The organism is Pseudomonas fluorescens, from assembly GCF_041354075.1.
GTDB lineage: Bacteria > Pseudomonadota > Gammaproteobacteria > Pseudomonadales > Pseudomonadaceae > Aquipseudomonas > Aquipseudomonas fluorescens_CE.
Window position 1 is genome coordinate 1 of record NZ_JARZGC010000019.1, and the last position, 16,204, is coordinate 16,204.

The following is a 16,204-nucleotide window of genomic DNA, read 5'->3' on the forward strand; positions in this document are numbered from 1 at the left end:
AAGGAGTTTTCCGTTTCGACTGCGCCGGAAGTGGGGCGAATTATAGACGTCCAGAATCTGCCGTCAACCCCTAATTCCAGCTTTATTCGGATTTGAGCGAAATACGTGCAAACGCCTTCTTGCCTGCCTGGCAAACATGGGTCGCGCCCAGTGCATATATAAAGGTGCGATCAACAACCTCACCATCTACACGCACACCGCCAGAGTTCAGCAGGTCACGCGCCACCGCCGAGTTTTTCACCAAGCCAGCCTTATTAAGAACAGCAGCGATCGGCATATCTTCAGCAGCCGTCAACTCAACCTCCGGCAGGTCATCCGGCAGCTCGCCATCCTTCATGCGGTTACCTGCCGCACGATGGGCATTGGCCGCAGCCTCCTCACCATGGAAGCGCGCAACGATCTCTTCAGCCAACTTGATCTTGATATCCCGCGGATTGGCACCCGCCTCGACATCGGCACGGAACGCATTGATCTCGTCCATGGAGCGGAAGCTGAGCAACTCGAAGTAGCGCCACATCAGCGCATCCGGCATGGACACCAGCTTGTTGTACATCACGCCCGGGGCCTCCTGGATACCGATGTAGTTCCCCAAGGACTTGGACATCTTCTTCACGCCGTCCAGACCTTCGAGCAACGGCATGGTCAGAATGCACTGCGGCTCCTGCCCATAACCACGCTGCAGCTCACGCCCCATCAGCAGGTTGAACTTCTGATCGGTGCCCCCCAGCTCGACATCCGCGCGCAACGCGACCGAGTCGTAGCCCTGAACCAGCGGATACAGAAACTCGTGAATGGCGATGGGCTGATTGGTGGTGTAGCGCTTGTCGAAGTCGTCACGCTCGAGCATGCGCGCGACGGTGTACTGCGAAGTCAGACGAATGAAGTCGGCCGGCCCCATCTGATCCATCCAGGTGGAGTTGAATGCCACTTCGGTTCTGGCCGGATCCAGGATCTTGAACACTTGAGTCTTGTAGGTCTCGGCGTTCTCGAGAACCTGCTCACGCGTGAGGGGTGGACGCGTAGCACTCTTGCCGCTCGGGTCGCCGATCATCCCGGTGAAGTCACCTATAAGGAAGATCACCTGATGCCCCAGCTCCTGGAACTGGCGCAGCTTGTTGATCAGCACGGTGTGCCCCAGGTGCAAATCCGGCGCGGTCGGATCGAAGCCGGCCTTAATACGCAGCGGCTGGCCACGCTTGAGCTTTTCTACCAGCTCGGACTCGACCAACAGTTCTTCCGCACCACGTTTGATCAGCGCTAGCTGCTCTTCAACCGACTTCATAACAGACCCGCAAGGCTCGAATTCAAAGGGAACCAACCATACAAGATCACGCGTCAAATACAAAATTTGGCCAGCGCAATGACGCCAATCCACCGGCAGAACGTCCGCGGACTTGCTTCAGAGATGATTTGGTTATATTTTATACAGTTATTTCATCTTCATCATGTCATTCATCTTTTCCAATTCATCTTTTCAAAGCCAAAATTACTTATGACCAACGAATCGTCTAAAGCGCCACCGCTTTACCCGAAGACCCACCTGCTCGCAGCAAGCGGTATCGCCGCCCTTCTGAGCCTGGCGCTTCTGGTATTCCCTTCCAGTGATGTAGAAGCCAAAAAGACAACTCTGAGTCTTGAACTGGAAAGCCCTGCTGAACAACTGACACAGGATCAAGACGCTGCTGACGCCGCCCAAGCCACAAATGAGCCGGTAACTTCCCCATTCGCGCAGATCGAAAACAGCGCCGAGGAGACTCAGGAAACCGCCCAGGCCGCACCGGCAGCAGCCGAAGAGAAGCAGAACCCCAATCACCGGGAAGTGATCGTTGCCAAAGGCGACACGCTGTCGACCCTGTTCGAGAAAGTCGGCCTTCCCGCCACTGCCGTGCATGAGGTGCTCGCCAGCGACAAGCAGGCCAAGCAGTTCAGCCAACTCAAACATGGCCAGAAACTCGAGTTCGAACTCAACCCTGAAGGTCAACTGACCAACCTGCACACTAAAGTCAGCGACCTCGAAAGCATTACCCTCACCCGCAATGACAAGGGTTACGCCTTCAATCGCATCACCGCCAAGCCGACCGTGCGCTCGGCTTACGCCCATGGCGTGATCAACAGTTCACTGTCGCAATCTGCTGCACGCGCCGGGCTGTCTCACAGCCTGACCATGGACATGGCCAGCGTATTTGGCTACGACATCGACTTCGCCCAGGATATTCGCCAGGGCGACGAGTTCGACGTGATCTACGAACAGAAGGTCGTCAACGGCAAATCGGTCGGCAACGGCCCCATTCTCTCCGCGCGCTTTACCAACCGCGGCAAGACCTACACCGCCGTTCGCTACACCAACAAACAAGGCAACAGCAGCTACTACACGGCTGAAGGCAACAGCATGCGCAAGGCGTTCATCCGCACGCCGGTAGATTTCGCCCGCATCAGTTCCAAATTTTCCATGGGCCGCAAGCACCCGATCCTCAACAAGATTCGCGCTCACAAAGGTGTCGACTACGCCGCTCCACGCGGTACACCCATCAAGGCGGCGGGTGATGGCAAGGTACTGTTGGCGGGCCGCCGCGGTGGCTACGGCAATACCGTGATCATCCAGCACGGTAATACCTACCGCACGCTGTACGGACACATGCAAGGTTTCGCCAAGGGTGTACAGACCGGCAGTTCGGTCAAGCAGGGTCAGGTTATCGGTTACATCGGCACTACCGGCCTTTCCACTGGCCCGCACCTGCATTACGAGTTCCAGGTCAATGGCGTTCACGTCGACCCGCTGAGCCAGAAGCTGGCCATGGCGGATCCGATCTCCAAGGGCGAGCGCTCGCGATTCCTCGCGCAGAGCCAGCCACTGATGGCGCGCATGGATCAAGAGAAAGCCACCATGCTGGCTTCGAGCAAGCGCTAAGCCATGACGCTCTATATAGGCGTAATGTCCGGGACCAGTCTCGATGGTCTGGACATTGCGCTGGTGGAACTCGCTCCGGCGATCAAGCTGATCGCCACCCACTACACCCCAATGCCTGACGCCCTGCGCACCGAGCTGCTGGGTTTGTGCGCCAGCGGACCTGACGAAATCGCCCGTTCGGCCATTGCCCAGCAAAACTGGGTGAAGCTGGCGGCAGACGGCATCCGCGCCCTTCTTGACCAACAGAACCTGAAACCCGCAGACATTCGCGCGATTGGCAGCCATGGCCAGACCATCCGCCACGAACCGTCACGCGGATTCACCGTGCAGATCGGCAACCCTGCCCTGTTGACCGAGCTGACCGGCATTACAGTCGTCAGCGACTTTCGCAGTCGGGACGTCGCGGCCGGCGGCCAGGGGGCACCCTTGGTCCCCGCCTTTCACGAAGCATTGTTCGAAGAACAGGCAGGCAGCCGTGCGGTGCTGAACGTCGGCGGATTCAGCAACCTCAGCCTGATCGAACCCGGCCGACCCGTGGCCGGGTTCGACTGTGGCCCTGGGAATGTTCTGCTGGATGCCTGGATTCACCAGCAACGGGGCGAAAACTTCGACCGCGACGGCCAGTGGGCTGCCAGCGGCCAGGTCGAACCGGTACTGCTGGAGGCACTGCTGAGCGACAGCTTCTTCGTGACCAAGGGCCCGAAAAGCACCGGTCGCGAAGTGTTCAATCTGGCTTGGCTGACCCAGCACCTTTCGCGGTTGCCGTCGCTTGCCGCCGAAAACGTGCAGGCCACACTGCTGGAACTGACGGCGCTGACCATCATTGAATCACTGCAAGGTGCCCAGGCCGATACCCGGGAACTGCTGGTGTGCGGTGGTGGAGCCCACAACGCCACGCTGATGCAACGCCTGGCCAGCCTGCTGCCGGACGCCACCGTCAGCAGCACGGCCTCTCACGGGGTTGATCCGGACTGGGTCGAAGCCATGGCCTTCGCCTGGTTGGCTCATTGCTGCCTGGAAGGCATCGCCGCCAATCGCCCCAGCGTCACCGGTGCTCGCGGCCTGCGCGTGCTTGGCGCCATCTACCCGGCCTGAGCCGCAGACAGCAAAACGCCGCAGGGCCCTGAAGCCCTGCGGCGCTTTTGACTGCCGATACCCGCGATCAGATCGAGAACGAAGAGCCGCAGCCACAAGTGGTCGTGGCATTCGGGTTCTTGATCACGAAACGCGAACCTTCCAGACCTTCCTGGTAATCCACCTCGGCGCCCGCCAGATACTGGAAGCTCATCGGGTCAACCACCAGGCTGACGCCTTCGCGCTCGACGATGGTGTCGTCATCGGCCACTTCTTCATCGAAGGTGAAACCGTACTGAAAACCTGAACAACCGCCGCCCGTCACAAATACGCGCAGCTTCAAGCGATCATTCCCCTCTTCATCGACCAGGCTCTTAACCTTGTGCGCGGCACCGTGGGTGAATTGCAAAGCCGTGGGGGTGAAGGATTCGACGCTCATGCTAACTATCTCCCGGCGTTACGCCGCCATAATGCGTGATGACGCGCATTATCCGCTTCTCCGAGAAAATCGGTCAACTATTGTTACGGTATATCAATAAACCCGATCGCCGGTTGCGAATGCAAAAAGGCCCGTTCGACGGGCCTTTTTGCTGTGCGCGAGGAAGCCTTACGGCAGCATGCCCGCGTGGGACAAGCCCAGGCGCTCATCCAGCCCGAACAGGATGTTCAGGTTCTGCACCGCCTGGCCCGACGCACCTTTGACGAGGTTGTCGATGACCGACAGCACAACGACCAGATCACCGTCCTGCGGGCGGTGCACGGCAATACGGCAGACGTTGGCGCCGCGCACGCTACGGGTTTCCGGGTGGCTGCCGGCCGGCATGACATCCACGAATGGCTCGTTGGCATAACGCTTCTCGAACAGCGCCTGCAGATCCACCGAGCGATCAGCCACCGTCGCGTAAAGCGTGGAGTGAATACCGCGAATCATCGGGGTCAGATGCGGAACGAAAGTCAGACCGACATCCTTGCCCGCTGCGCGACGCAACCCCTGACGGATTTCCGGCAAGTGACGGTGACCTTTTACGGCATAGGCCTTGAAGCTTTCCGAGGTTTCGGAGTACAGCGATCCGACGGATGCACCACGACCAGCACCGCTGATGCCGGATTTGCAGTCAGCGATCAACCGCGTGGTATCGGCGAGGCCGGCTTCGAGCAATGGCAGAAAGCCCAGTTGCGTGGCCGTCGGATAGCAACCCGGCACGGCGATCAAACGGGCCTGCCTGATCTGCTCGCGATTGACTTCCGGCAACCCATAGACGGCTTCTTCCAGCAACTGCGGCGCGCCGTGCGGCTGGCCGTACCACTTGGCCCATTCATCAGCATCCTGCAGGCGGAAATCCGCAGACAAGTCGATGACCTTGGTCCCGGCCGCCAGCAGTTCGCCGGCCAGCGCGTGGGCCACGCCGTGGGGTGTGGCGAAGAACACCACGTCGCAGGCACCCAGGGTCTTCACGTCCGGAACGCTGAACGCCAGGCCATCGTAATGACCGCGCAGGTTCGGGTACATGTCGGCCACGGCCAGGCCGGCCTCGGATCGGGAAGTGATCACCACCACTTCAGCTTGCGGATGCTGCGCCAACAGACGCAGCAGTTCGACACCGGTGTAACCCGTGCCGCCGACGATACCGACCTTGACCATAAACCTGCCCTCAACGAACCCACTGGAAAGCCGTCGATAATAGGGCCCGTATCGCCCTGCGACAACCGTCGACGTGACGTGCGGGCGCTCAAGCCTCTACTATTCGGCCTACCGTGAACCTGGGAATAATCAAAAATGCTTTATCTGTGGCTCAAAGCGCTTCATATCGTCAGCATGGTCTGCTGGTTTGCCGGCCTGTTTTACCTGCCGCGCCTGTTCGTCTATCACGCACAAAGCGAAGACACCGTCAGCAAGGAACGCTTCAGCCTCATGGAGCGCAAGCTGTACCGCGGCATCATGGGCCCGGCGATGATTGCCACGCTGATCTTCGGCGGCTGGCTGATCAGCCTGAACCCGAGTGCGTATTTCGGTCAGGGTGGCTGGATGCACGCCAAATTGACCCTGGTGGTCATTCTGATCGGCTATCACCACATGTGCGGAGCGCAGGTCAAACGTTTCGCCCGTGGCGAGAACACCCGCAGCCATGTCTTTTATCGCTGGTTCAATGAAGTGCCGGTTCTGATATTGCTGGCTATCGTAATTCTGGTCGTGGTTCGGCCGTTCTGATTTCAACCAGCATCACTTACCGGGGTACTTCCAATGTCGCTGCCCGCTTTGCTCGAACAACGTTTGCGTTTGCCCGTCGTGGCGGCGCCGATGTTCCTGATTTCCAATCCACAACTGGTGCTTGCCTGCTGCCGTAATGGCGTCGTAGGCAGTTTTCCCGCGCTGAACCAGCGTGAGAGCAGCGGCTTCAAAGCCTGGCTGGAAGAAATAGAAGCAGGCCTGGCGACGCTGGAAAATCCAGCGCCTTACGCGGTGAACCTGATCGTCCACAACAGCAATCCACGCCTGCAAGCGGATCTGGAGATTTGCATCGAACACAAGGTGCCGATCGTGATCACCAGTCTGGGGGCGGTCAAAGAACTGGTGGACGCGGTTCACGGCTATGGCGGCCTGGTTTTCCATGATGTAACGACACGTCGGCATGCCGAGAAAGCTGCCGAAGCTGGCGTCGACGGCTTGATCGCCGTCGCGGCGGGCGCCGGTGGCCATGCAGGCACCTGGAGCCCGTTTTCGCTGATCGCCGAAATTCGCCAGTTCTTCGACAAGACCCTGTTGCTCGCTGGCTGCCTGAACCACGGCCACGAAATCCTTGCCGCGCAAATGCTCGGCGCGGACCTGGCCTACTTTGGCACACGTTTTATCGGCACCACCGAAAGTCATGCGCCTGACGCCTATAAAGACATGCTGCTGACGTCCAGGGCCGCCGACATCATCCACACACCCGCCGTGTCCGGTGTACCCGCCAGCTTCATGCGCCAGAGCCTGGAAGCTGCAGGTTTCGACATGGCCGCCCTGCAGAACAAGGGCGACGTCAATTTCGGCGCCAAGCTCAAGCCCCTGAACGACGAGGCCAAAGCCTGGAAAACTGTATGGTCGGCCGGCCAGGGCGTCGGTGAAATCAAGGATCTGCCAAACGTCGATCAACTGGTCGCACGACTGGATGCCGAATACCGCAAGGCGACGCAGTTGGCAGCACAGCTTCCCCAGCGCTGGCCGCGCTGACAGCAAGCTTGGCCAGTCACCCCCGACTGGCCTTACACTCACCGTCGGCCACGCCCCTCTCTCAAACTCTCGCGACAAGGAAGCCTCGCCATGAGCGAAAACCGGTTCAAGATTGTGTTCGACGGCGCCCTGCAGCCCGGGGTCGACGGCACTACCGCCCGGCTCAATCTCGCTGAGTTGTTCAAAAGCGATGTCGCTGCCGTCGAGCGACTGTTCAGCGGTCGCCCCGTGGCACTCAAGCGGGATCTTTCGCAGACGGAAGCGCAGGCTTACCTGCAAGCGCTGAGTCAAACCGGCATTGACGCACGAATAGAAAGCGACCCCTCGATCGAACTCAACCTGTCAGACGTCCAAGATCACGCCACTGCCGATCAAGCTCCGCCCGCCGAGCCGCAATCACCCTACGCACCACCCCGCGCGGCGGTGGGTGAAACGTTACCGGGGTTCTCCTCGTTGAAGCCGTTCAGTTATGAAGGGCGCATCGGTCGTCTGCGCTACCTCGCCTGGACCATGACGCTGACGCTGGTGACCCTTGGCATCGGTAGCCTCTTCGCCCTCTTCGGACTTGCACTCATCAGTTCGGACTCCACTGGCGGCCTGATTCTCGCGGGGTTGCTGGCCTTTATTCTGGTCGTGGTGCTCGCGGTGGTCAGCGTCCTGCTCACGATTCAGCGCCTTCATGATATCGGCTGGTCGGGCTGGCTCTGGCTGTTGACCCTGGTGCCCTTCGTCGGCAGCATTTTTCCGTTTGTCATCATGGTCGTACCCGGTAACGCCACGGCGAATCGATACGGTGCGCCACCGCCACCCAACAGCACCGCGGTCAAAGTTCTGGCTGCACTGTGGCTGGTGTTTATCGCGATCATGTTTATCGGCGGACTGGCCGGTGGACTGACCGCTATCCAGGACGAGTACGAAAACGCCGCACAAAGCAGCTATGAAAGTAGCTCGGTCATCACCGACGAAGTGGAGGTCGAGCCTGCCGAACAGGCCGAACCGATACCCGATTCCGCAGAGGATGAAGCCGAAGAAGCCCCGCCCCCTGTAGACTCTGCCAAAGAATGAACAGCGCTCCCCGCTCGTGACACCTGCGTCGCCGGCGCGGAGCTGTTGCGATGGAGAACTGCATGACCCGTTACGCTCTGATCACCGGTGCTTCCAGCGGCATCGGCCTGGCGATGGCCGAAGCACTGGCGCGCCGTGGCCGCAGCCTGATTCTGGTGGCCCGACAACGTGATCAGTTGGAAAGCATTGCGATTGAACTGACTCAACGGTTTGGCGTGGAGGTATTGTTTCGTGTCTGCGACCTGGGCGAGCCGCTGCGGCTGTCCGGTTTCCTGCTGGAACTGGAAGAAAGCGACCGCCAGATCGACCTGTTGGTCAACTGCGCCGGCATCGGCACCTGCGGCCCGTTCCTCGCGCAGGACTGGATGACCGAACAAGACCTGATCGAAGTGAACATCCTCGCCTTGACGCGTCTTTGCCATGCCATCGGCAACAGCATGGCCTTGCACGGCGGCGGACAGATCCTGAATGTCGCCTCGATCGCGGCGTTCCACCCCGGCCCCTGGATGAGCACCTATTACGCCAGCAAGGCCTATGTGCTGCATTTTTCCGAGGGATTACGCGTCGAGCTTAAAAAATGCGCGGTCAAGGTGTCGGTGCTGTGCCCCGGTCCGACCCGCACCGCGTTCTTCCGCACGGCGCAACTGAACACCGACAAACTGGCTGCCAGCAACCGGCTGATGAGCCCCGAGGAGGTTGCGCTCTACACCGTGCGAGCCCTGGAAAAAAATCGCGCCATCATCATTCCGGGCTGCCGCAACCGCTGGATCGCCTTCCTGTCGCGGTGTGGCTCACGCTGGTTGAACCGGACAATCACCGGCATGCTCAACAAGGCTTATTGTCCACGATGATGGCCGCAGGGTAAAAGACTGGGCTCGGACCAGCCCCTATGGGTACACTCAGGCCAGCCCAAACAACGGAGAAAACAGCTGTGGATACTCTGTTCACCAAGATCATCAACCGGGAAATACCGGCGAAGATCATCTACGAGGACGACCAGGTACTGGCCTTCCACGACATCGCCCCACAGGCACCGGTGCATTTCCTGGTGATCCCGAAAAAACCGGTGCGCACCTTGAACGACCTCACCGAGGACGATAAGGCACTGGCCGGGCACATCCTCTTCACGGCACAGCGTCTGGCCCTGGAACTGGGTTGTGAGGAAGGGTTTCGCGTGGTCATGAACTGCAATGAATTGGGTGGACAGACCGTCTATCACATTCATATGCACGTGCTGGGTCAGCGTCAGATGACTTGGCCGCCGGGCTGAGTTCGCGGTTTCTGCAGGAGTTGACATGGGGCGTCAGGTAGCCAGCGTTCTCGTTTACGGCCATCGCCAGCATGCTGGCTCCTACAGGGAAATGACCCAGCGCAAACCTTGGGTGGCCGATTGGGGTAAACTGGCCGCCGAGATTCTTCCCGGAGGTCAGCATGACTACCCAACGTCACTACTCGCCGATTGACCGTCTTCTGCTGCAAGCCGATGCCGCGATGCGTACCCTGCTGCCTTTCAGTGGCCAGCCGTACCGCCCGTCGCCGGCCATCGTGCAGCCGGAGGTGCAAATGAGCGACGAAGACACCCGGCACGTGGCCGGCCTGATGCGCATCAACCATACCGGCGAAGTCTGCGCCCAGGCGCTTTATCAAGGCCAGGCCCTGACTGCCAAGCTGCCGCAGGTTCGCGCCGCCATGGAACATGCGGCCGAAGAAGAAATCGACCACCTGGTCTGGTGCGAGCAACGCATTCATCAATTGGGCAGCCATACCAGCATTCTCAATCCCCTGTTCTACGGCATGTCGTTCGGGATTGGCGCCGTCGCCGGGCTGATCAGCGACAAAGTCAGCCTGGGATTCGTCGCCGCCACCGAACATCAGGTGTGCAAGCACTTGAACGAGCACCTCGAACAGTTGCCGGCAGAAGACGAGAAGTCCCGGGCGATCCTCGAACAGATGCGCATCGACGAAGAGCACCATGCTGAAAGTGCCCTGGAGGCCGGTGGCTTCCGCTTTCCGGCGCCGGTGAAGTTCGGGATGAGCCTGTTGGCCAAGGTGATGACCAAGAGTACCTACCGGATTTGAGACCGTATCGCGAGCAAGCTCGCTCCTACAGAAGAAGCGAGCCGTGACCCAGGTATGAAAAAGGCGACTGCCGTGAGGGAGTCGCCTTTTTTTGTGTTCAAGGATCTCAGCCCGGCATGTTGCGCGCGTAGAAAATCTCGAGCATTTCGTGTTTCACCCGGTCGGTCACTTGAGCCCTCTGCTCAGGGGACAGGTTGCTGGTAGCGTCGCCGAACAGGTAGTTATCCAGTTCGAAGTTCTTCAACAGCATTTTGGTGTGGAACAGGTTTTCCTGATACACGTTCACATCGGTCATCTGGTACGCGTCGCGGGTGTCTTCGGACAGGTAGTTCTGGATCGAGTTGATCTCGTGGTCGATGAAGTGCTTCTTGCCTTCGACGTCACGGGTGAAGCCGCGCACGCGATAATCCACGGTCACGATGTCCGAGTCGAACTGGTGAATCAGGAAGTTGAGTGCCTTGAGCGGTGAAATGACCCCACAGGTCGACACGTCGATGTCCACACGGAACGTCGCGATACCGTCATCCGGATGGATTTCCGGGTAGGTGTGCACCGTGATGTGGCTCTTGTCGAGGTGGGCCAGGATGATCTCTGGCAGTGGACCCGGGGATTCTTCGATCTGGCTCTCGGTCGGGGTCACCGGCTCTTCAGAGATCAGAATCGTAACGCTGGCGCCCTGTGGCTCGTAGTCCTGACTGGCGATGTTCAGGATGTTGGCACCAATGATATCGACAACTTCCGTGAGGATCTGCGTCAGGCGTTTCGCGTTGTACTCGGCGTTGATGTACTCGACGTACGCCTGCTGGTCTTGCGGGGTTTCCGCGTAGCAGATGTCATAGATGTTGAAGCTCAAGGTCTTTGTCAGGTTATTGAACCCGTGGAGCTTGAGTTTGCTTTTCACCGTTAAAAACTCTCTATGTATTGCGGCCCGGCCGCGTGATCAAGCATGCCCGTCAGATGCGAACAACGCACCTGCGTAGGACGGTTAACACCTCTTCGCGATGGCGATTTTGGTTGTCTGATCGGGCGAGCGGTCTGTCGGCTGACGGACCACCACCCTGAAAAAAGTGGCGCATTATGCAGACGTCAGCCATGGATCGCCAGAGTCTGCACTGCTTTTATGATAGTTGAATGTCGATTCAACCGAGTTCGACGATCTCGTAGTCGTGGGTAATCGCAACACCTGCCGCGCCGAGCATGATCGATGCCGAGCAGTACTTTTCGGCGGACAACTCGATGGCGCGCTTGACCTGAGCCTCTTTCAGCCCGCGGCCCTTGACCACGAAGTGCATGTGAATTTTGGTGAAGACTTTCGGGTCTTCGGTCGCGCGCTCGGCCTCGAGGAAGGCTTCACAGCTTTCAACGGCCTGACGGGACTTCTTGAGAATGCTGACGACGTCGAAGTTGCTGCATCCACCGACACCCAGCAGGAGCATTTCCATGGGCCGCACACCCAGGTTACGACCACCTGCGTCGGGCGGACCGTCCATGACCACGACATGACCGCTACCCGACTCGCCGAGGAACATGGCTTCGCCAGCCCATTGAATGCGTGCCTTCATCGCCAAGACTCCACTGTAAAAAAAGGGTCGTCAGCTTAGCACAGGGCCCTTGATTGACAGTGCTCGCCTTCCTAGGACATAACCGGTTGCCCAGTAGGTAAATTCTCGAATATTGCCGGAACTGTCTGTTAAGCTGACGCCAATTAGCTGGCGCATAGCCACCTGCGCAGCAACCCCAGCGCCTCATAAAAAATCAAACATACCGTGCAGTCTTTTCGGGATACAACCATGGTTGCTATTGCCCCACCCCCCAAAATCAAGAACCTCGACAAACTGTTGATGCATTGTCAGCGCCGGCGCTATGCGGCCAAGAGCAATATCATTTGTGCAGGCGACCGCTCGGAAACGCTGTTTTTCATCATCAAGGGTTCGGTCACCATCCTGATCGAGGATGACGACGGTCGTGAAATGATCATCGCCTACCTGAACCCCGGAGACTTCTTCGGTGAACTGGGCCTGTTTGAGCAGGCCGGTATGGAACAGGAGCGCAGCGCCTGGGTTCGCGCCAAGATCGAGTGCGAAGTTGCGGAAATCAGCTACACGAAATTCCGCGAGTTGTCCCAGCAGGACCCCGACATTCTTTACGCACTCAGCGGACAGATCGCACAACGTCTGCGCAACACCACTCGCAAGGTCGGTGACCTGGCCTTCTTCGACGTGACCGGCCGCGTGGCCCGCTGCCTCCTCGAATTGTGCAAGCAGCCGGACGCCATGACCCACCCCGATGGCATGCAGATCAAGGTGACGCGTCAGGAAATCGGACGGATTGTCGGATGTTCGCGGGAGATGGTTGGTCGCGTGCTCAAGGACCTGGAAGAACGCAACCTGGTGAACGTCAAGGGCAAGACCATGGTGGTGTTCGGGACGCGTTAAGTACCGAACATGGCCGCCAGCATCTGACGATAAAGCGTGTCGAGCCGCGCCAGTGCATCCGGTGCAACGAACTTCTCATGCAGGGCAATGTGGCTCTCGGCGCGAACCCGCTGCTCCAGGCCGCAGGCCTGATTGAATCGGTTGACCGCCGCGACCATCGACTCGCGCTCGTTATCGAGCAACATCGCACCGTGCACCAGGCCCACCGGCCGCAGTCCCCCCTGGCTTTGGCGCCAGCGCTGGGCGGTGCCCACCATCTTGCGGCCGTCGAGGTTGACATTGAAACGGCCATCGCAGAACGCACCGTCGATTTCGCCCAGAGACGAAACGCCACCCAACTCATCCAGCAGTTGGCATATCGGGTCGCATAAACGCCGGTAGCCGGACTCGATGCGATTCAGATCACCTTCGCTGCGCGGCGGTGCGTAGACCAAAGCGATGTTGAGGGTGCACGCCGATTGCGGCACCGGCTCGCCACCGGTCTCACGCAGCAGCACTGGCCAGCCTGCAGCCGACGATGCCTCGCAGGCCGCTTCGAAACCCGGCAGGCGACTCAATCGGCGCGGCATGACCAGAGCGCGATCACTGGGGTGCCAGAACAACAAGCCGAACTCGGCATCACCTGCGCAGACGGACGCCAGCAAATCCTGTTCGGCTTGCAGGCCGGCTTCGATGGTCAGGGAAGTAGGATGCGACATGATCGGCTCCGGGAGGTCTCAGCTAGCTGGAACATTCCAGACCCTGTTCGCGAGCAAGCCCGCTCCCACATTCGAAACACATTCCAGAGTGGGAGCGGGCTTGCTCGCGATAGGGTCAACTCGCTTGGCGCGTGATCAGTCCAGCGTCGAACCGCTGACAGGCACGCCACGCTCCGGGAAGAACAGACGCTGCAGTTCGTTGCCCGGTTGCTCGGCACGCATGAACGCTTCACCCACCAGGAATGCATACACGTCGCTGATTTCCATCAGCTCCACGTCCGCCCGGTTGAGAATGCCGCTTTCGGTGATCACCAGACGGTCGCGCGGGATTCGCGGCAACAGGTCGAGCGTGGTTTCCAGGCTGACCTCGAAGGTGTGCAGGTTGCGGTTGTTCACGCCCACCAGCGGTGTGTCGAGGGTTTTCAGGGCCCGCTCCAGCTCGTCGCCATCGTGCACTTCCACCAGCACGTCGAGCCCCACACCCTTGGCCACCGCTGCCAGCTCGGCCATTTTCACGTCATCCAGTGCGGAGACGATCAACAGCACGCAATCGGCGCCCAAAGCCCGTGCCTCGACGATCTGGTAGGGATCGATCATGAAGTCCTTGCGGATGACCGGCAGTGCGCAGGCCGCTCGGGCCTGCTGCAGATAGGCATCGGCACCCTGGAAATAATCGACGTCGGTAAGCACGGACAGACAGGTCGCACCGCCCCGCTCATAGCTCCTGGCAATGTCGGCAGGCACGAAGTCCTCGCGGATCACGCCTTTGCTTGGCGACGCCTTCTTGATTTCGGCAATGACCGCTGGCTGCTTCGATTTCGCCTGGGCGATCAGGGCCTGGGCAAAACCACGGGGCGCATCCGCTTCCCTGGCCAGTCGTTCCAGCTCGGCGAGGCTGACGCGAGCGCTACGCTCGGCCACTTCCTCGACCTTGCGCGCCAGAATTTTTTCCAGAACCGTCGGTACGCTCATCCCTCATTCTCCACTTTGAATACCGCCGTAAACGCACCCAGCTCCTCCAGCTTTTCCCGAGCGAGGCCGGTGTGCAGCGCGTCATGCGCCAGGGCAACGCCCTCTTTCAGACTGCTGGCGTGATCGGCGGCGTACAGCGCTGCACCCGCGTTGAGCATGATCATTTCAGCCGCTTTCTGACCGTTTTCAGTTTTGCGCTTGCCCAGCGCATCGCGAATCAGTTCAAGGGAAGCCTGCGGGCTATCGACTGCCAGACCGTGCAGGCTCTGGCTTTTCATGCCCAGGTCTTCCGGCTCGACCCAATACTCGGTGATCTGGTCGTTTTTCAGTTCTGCCACGAAGGTCGGTGCCGCCAGGCTGAACTCGTCCAGGCCATCCTTGGAATGCACCACCAGCACATGCTTGCTGCCCAGGCGCTGCAAGACTTCGGCCAACGGCCGGCACAAGGCCTGGGTGAACACGCCGACGACCTGATGTTTGACGCCGGCCGGATTCGTAAGCGGGCCGAGCATGTTGAACAGGGTGCGCAGGCCCAGGTCCTTGCGCGGTGCAGCAGCGTGCTTCATGGCACTGTGATGGGTCTGGGCGAACATGAAACCGATGCCGACGTTATCGATGCAGCGCGCCACCTGGACCGGCGTCAGGTTCAGGTAGATGCCGGCCGCCTCCAGTAGATCGGCACTGCCGCTCTTGCCCGAAACCGCACGGTTGCCATGTTTGGCCACGGTGCAACCGGCCGCCGAGACCACGAAGGCGGAAGCGGTCGACACGTTGAAAATATTCGCACCGTCACCCCCGGTGCCCACCACATCGACCACGCCGTCGAGGGTCTTGAGCTCGACCTTGTCCGCCAGCTCGCGCATGACCGATACGGCGCCCACGATCTCGTCGATGCTTTCGCTCTTCATGCGCATGGCCATCATGAATGCGCCGATCTGGGCATCCGTGCATTGACCGGTCATGATTTCGCGCATCACGTCGCGCATTTCCTCGGTGCTGAGGTCGAGGTGATCGACGATACGGCTCAGGGCTGTCTTGATATTCATGGAAAGTCCTTAGCGCGTGCCGCCGGTTTGTTTGAGGAAGTTGGCAAACAGTTCGTGCCCCTGTTCGGTCAGGATAGACTCGGGGTGGAACTGCACGCCTTCAATGTTCAGGGTCTTGTGACGCAGGCCCATGATCTCGTCGATCGAGCCGTCTTCATGCTGGGTCCAGGCGGTCAGTTCCAGGCAGTCGGGCAGAGTTTCGCGCTTGACGATCAAGGAGTGGTAGCGAGTAACTGTCAACGGATGATTCAGGCCTTCAAACACGCCCTTGTCTTCGTGGAACACCGGGCTGGTCTTGCCGTGCATCACCTGACGGGCACGCACCACATCCCCGCCGAAGGCCTGGCCGATGGACTGGTGGCCCAGGCAGACGCCGAGAATCGGCAGTTTGCCGCCAAAATGCTTGATCACGTCGATCGAGACGCCGGCTTCAGTCGGCGTGCAAGGGCCGGGCGAAACCACGATCCGCTCAGGGTTCAGGGCTTCGATTTCGGCGATGGTGAGCTCATCGTTGCGCACCACCTTGACCTCGGCACCGAGTTCGCCCAGGTATTGCACAACGTTGTAAGTAAAAGAGTCGTAGTTGTCGATCATCAGCAACATGGCTTGAGAACCTCTTGAATTCACTGACTTTAAAGGCTGCCTTCGAATGAATGTCCCGCAGCGTCCAGCGCTTTGTCAGCCAAAGCGGCATGGCATACGGGCGGCGTTCATCG

At 59.5% G+C, this 16,204-nt stretch carries 18 protein-coding genes; 9 read left to right on the top strand and 9 right to left on the bottom strand.

All coding sequences use genetic code 11. The features are described from left to right. Positions 1-82: 82 nt before the first annotated feature. Positions 83-1,282, bottom strand: coding sequence for a tyrosine--tRNA ligase (tyrS, locus tag QIW53_RS20730; protein WP_371051568.1), 1,200 nt, complete (start codon positions 1,280-1,282; stop codon positions 83-85). 210 nt (positions 1,283-1,492) lie between these two features. On the opposite strand from tyrS, the gene QIW53_RS20735 reads away from it, so the two are divergent. Next, complete coding sequence (locus QIW53_RS20735; RefSeq protein WP_371051491.1) at positions 1,493-2,908, top strand: peptidoglycan DD-metalloendopeptidase family protein; 1,416 nt, start codon at positions 1,493-1,495, stop codon at positions 2,906-2,908. Positions 2,909-2,911: 3 nt separating this feature from the next. Beyond that, positions 2,912-4,003, top strand: coding sequence for an anhydro-N-acetylmuramic acid kinase (locus QIW53_RS20740; protein WP_371051492.1), 1,092 nt, complete (start codon positions 2,912-2,914; stop codon positions 4,001-4,003). Between the two features lie 67 nt (positions 4,004-4,070). On the opposite strand, the gene erpA is transcribed toward QIW53_RS20740, so the two are convergent. Next, complete coding sequence (gene erpA, locus QIW53_RS20745; RefSeq protein WP_007906865.1) at positions 4,071-4,421, bottom strand: iron-sulfur cluster insertion protein ErpA; 351 nt, start codon at positions 4,419-4,421, stop codon at positions 4,071-4,073. 168 nt (positions 4,422-4,589) lie between these two features. Beyond that, positions 4,590-5,624, bottom strand: a complete 1,035-nt coding sequence (argC, locus tag QIW53_RS20750) for an N-acetyl-gamma-glutamyl-phosphate reductase (protein ID WP_371051493.1) — start codon at positions 5,622-5,624, stop codon at positions 4,590-4,592. A 135-nt stretch (positions 5,625-5,759) separates the two neighbouring features. Between argC and hemJ the strand changes: the two genes are divergently transcribed. The 6 genes from hemJ to coq7 all read left to right on the top strand — a co-directional run bounded on the left by hemJ (position 5,760) and on the right by coq7 (position 10,337). Further along, on the top strand, positions 5,760-6,191 hold the full coding sequence (gene hemJ / locus QIW53_RS20755; RefSeq protein ID WP_192306433.1) for a protoporphyrinogen oxidase HemJ: 432 nt from the start codon (positions 5,760-5,762) through the stop codon (positions 6,189-6,191). Positions 6,192-6,224: 33 nt separating this feature from the next. After that, on the top strand, positions 6,225-7,193 hold the full coding sequence (locus QIW53_RS20760; protein WP_371051494.1) for an NAD(P)H-dependent flavin oxidoreductase: 969 nt from the start codon (positions 6,225-6,227) through the stop codon (positions 7,191-7,193). 90 nt (positions 7,194-7,283) lie between these two features. Next, complete coding sequence (locus tag QIW53_RS20765) at positions 7,284-8,258, top strand: DUF805 domain-containing protein (protein ID WP_371051495.1); 975 nt, start codon at positions 7,284-7,286, stop codon at positions 8,256-8,258. A gap of 62 nt (positions 8,259-8,320) precedes the next feature. Continuing rightward, on the top strand, positions 8,321-9,109 hold the full coding sequence (locus tag QIW53_RS20770) for an SDR family NAD(P)-dependent oxidoreductase (protein WP_371051496.1): 789 nt from the start codon (positions 8,321-8,323) through the stop codon (positions 9,107-9,109). Between the two features lie 80 nt (positions 9,110-9,189). Continuing rightward, positions 9,190-9,528, top strand: coding sequence for a histidine triad nucleotide-binding protein (locus QIW53_RS20775; RefSeq protein ID WP_092277358.1), 339 nt, complete (start codon positions 9,190-9,192; stop codon positions 9,526-9,528). A 161-nt stretch (positions 9,529-9,689) separates the two neighbouring features. Beyond that, entirely contained in the window at positions 9,690-10,337 is a 648-nt protein-coding gene (coq7, locus tag QIW53_RS20780) for a 2-polyprenyl-3-methyl-6-methoxy-1,4-benzoquinone monooxygenase (protein WP_368555624.1), read from the top strand. 106 nt (positions 10,338-10,443) lie between these two features. On the opposite strand, the gene speD is transcribed toward coq7, so the two are convergent. Then, on the bottom strand, positions 10,444-11,238 hold the full coding sequence (gene speD, locus QIW53_RS20785) for an adenosylmethionine decarboxylase (protein ID WP_192306443.1): 795 nt from the start codon (positions 11,236-11,238) through the stop codon (positions 10,444-10,446). Between the two features lie 238 nt (positions 11,239-11,476). Continuing rightward, positions 11,477-11,899: an OsmC family protein gene (locus tag QIW53_RS20790; RefSeq protein ID WP_003228794.1), complete on the bottom strand. Its 423-nt coding sequence runs from the start codon at positions 11,897-11,899 to the stop codon at positions 11,477-11,479. Between the two features lie 228 nt (positions 11,900-12,127). Between QIW53_RS20790 and crp the strand changes: the two genes are divergently transcribed. After that, positions 12,128-12,772 (top strand): cAMP-activated global transcriptional regulator CRP, encoded by a 645-nt coding sequence (gene crp / locus QIW53_RS20795; protein ID WP_371051497.1) that lies wholly within the window; start codon positions 12,128-12,130, stop codon positions 12,770-12,772. Here crp and QIW53_RS20800 read toward each other — a convergent pair. The 4 genes from QIW53_RS20800 to QIW53_RS20815 all read right to left on the bottom strand — a co-directional run bounded on the left by QIW53_RS20800 (position 12,769) and on the right by QIW53_RS20815 (position 16,091). After that, on the bottom strand, positions 12,769-13,470 hold the full coding sequence (locus QIW53_RS20800; protein ID WP_371051498.1) for a lipoyl protein ligase domain-containing protein: 702 nt from the start codon (positions 13,468-13,470) through the stop codon (positions 12,769-12,771). The genes crp and QIW53_RS20800 overlap by 4 nt on opposite strands. 135 nt (positions 13,471-13,605) lie before the next feature. Further along, entirely contained in the window at positions 13,606-14,442 is an 837-nt protein-coding gene (trpC, locus tag QIW53_RS20805; RefSeq protein ID WP_371051499.1) for an indole-3-glycerol phosphate synthase TrpC, read from the bottom strand. Next, positions 14,439-15,488: an anthranilate phosphoribosyltransferase gene (gene trpD / locus QIW53_RS20810; protein WP_371051500.1), complete on the bottom strand. Its 1,050-nt coding sequence runs from the start codon at positions 15,486-15,488 to the stop codon at positions 14,439-14,441. The genes trpC and trpD overlap by 4 nt, the downstream gene beginning before the upstream one ends. Positions 15,489-15,497: 9 nt before the next feature. After that, positions 15,498-16,091: an aminodeoxychorismate/anthranilate synthase component II gene (locus tag QIW53_RS20815; RefSeq protein WP_371051501.1), complete on the bottom strand. Its 594-nt coding sequence runs from the start codon at positions 16,089-16,091 to the stop codon at positions 15,498-15,500. Between the last annotated feature and the right edge of the window lie 113 nt (positions 16,092-16,204).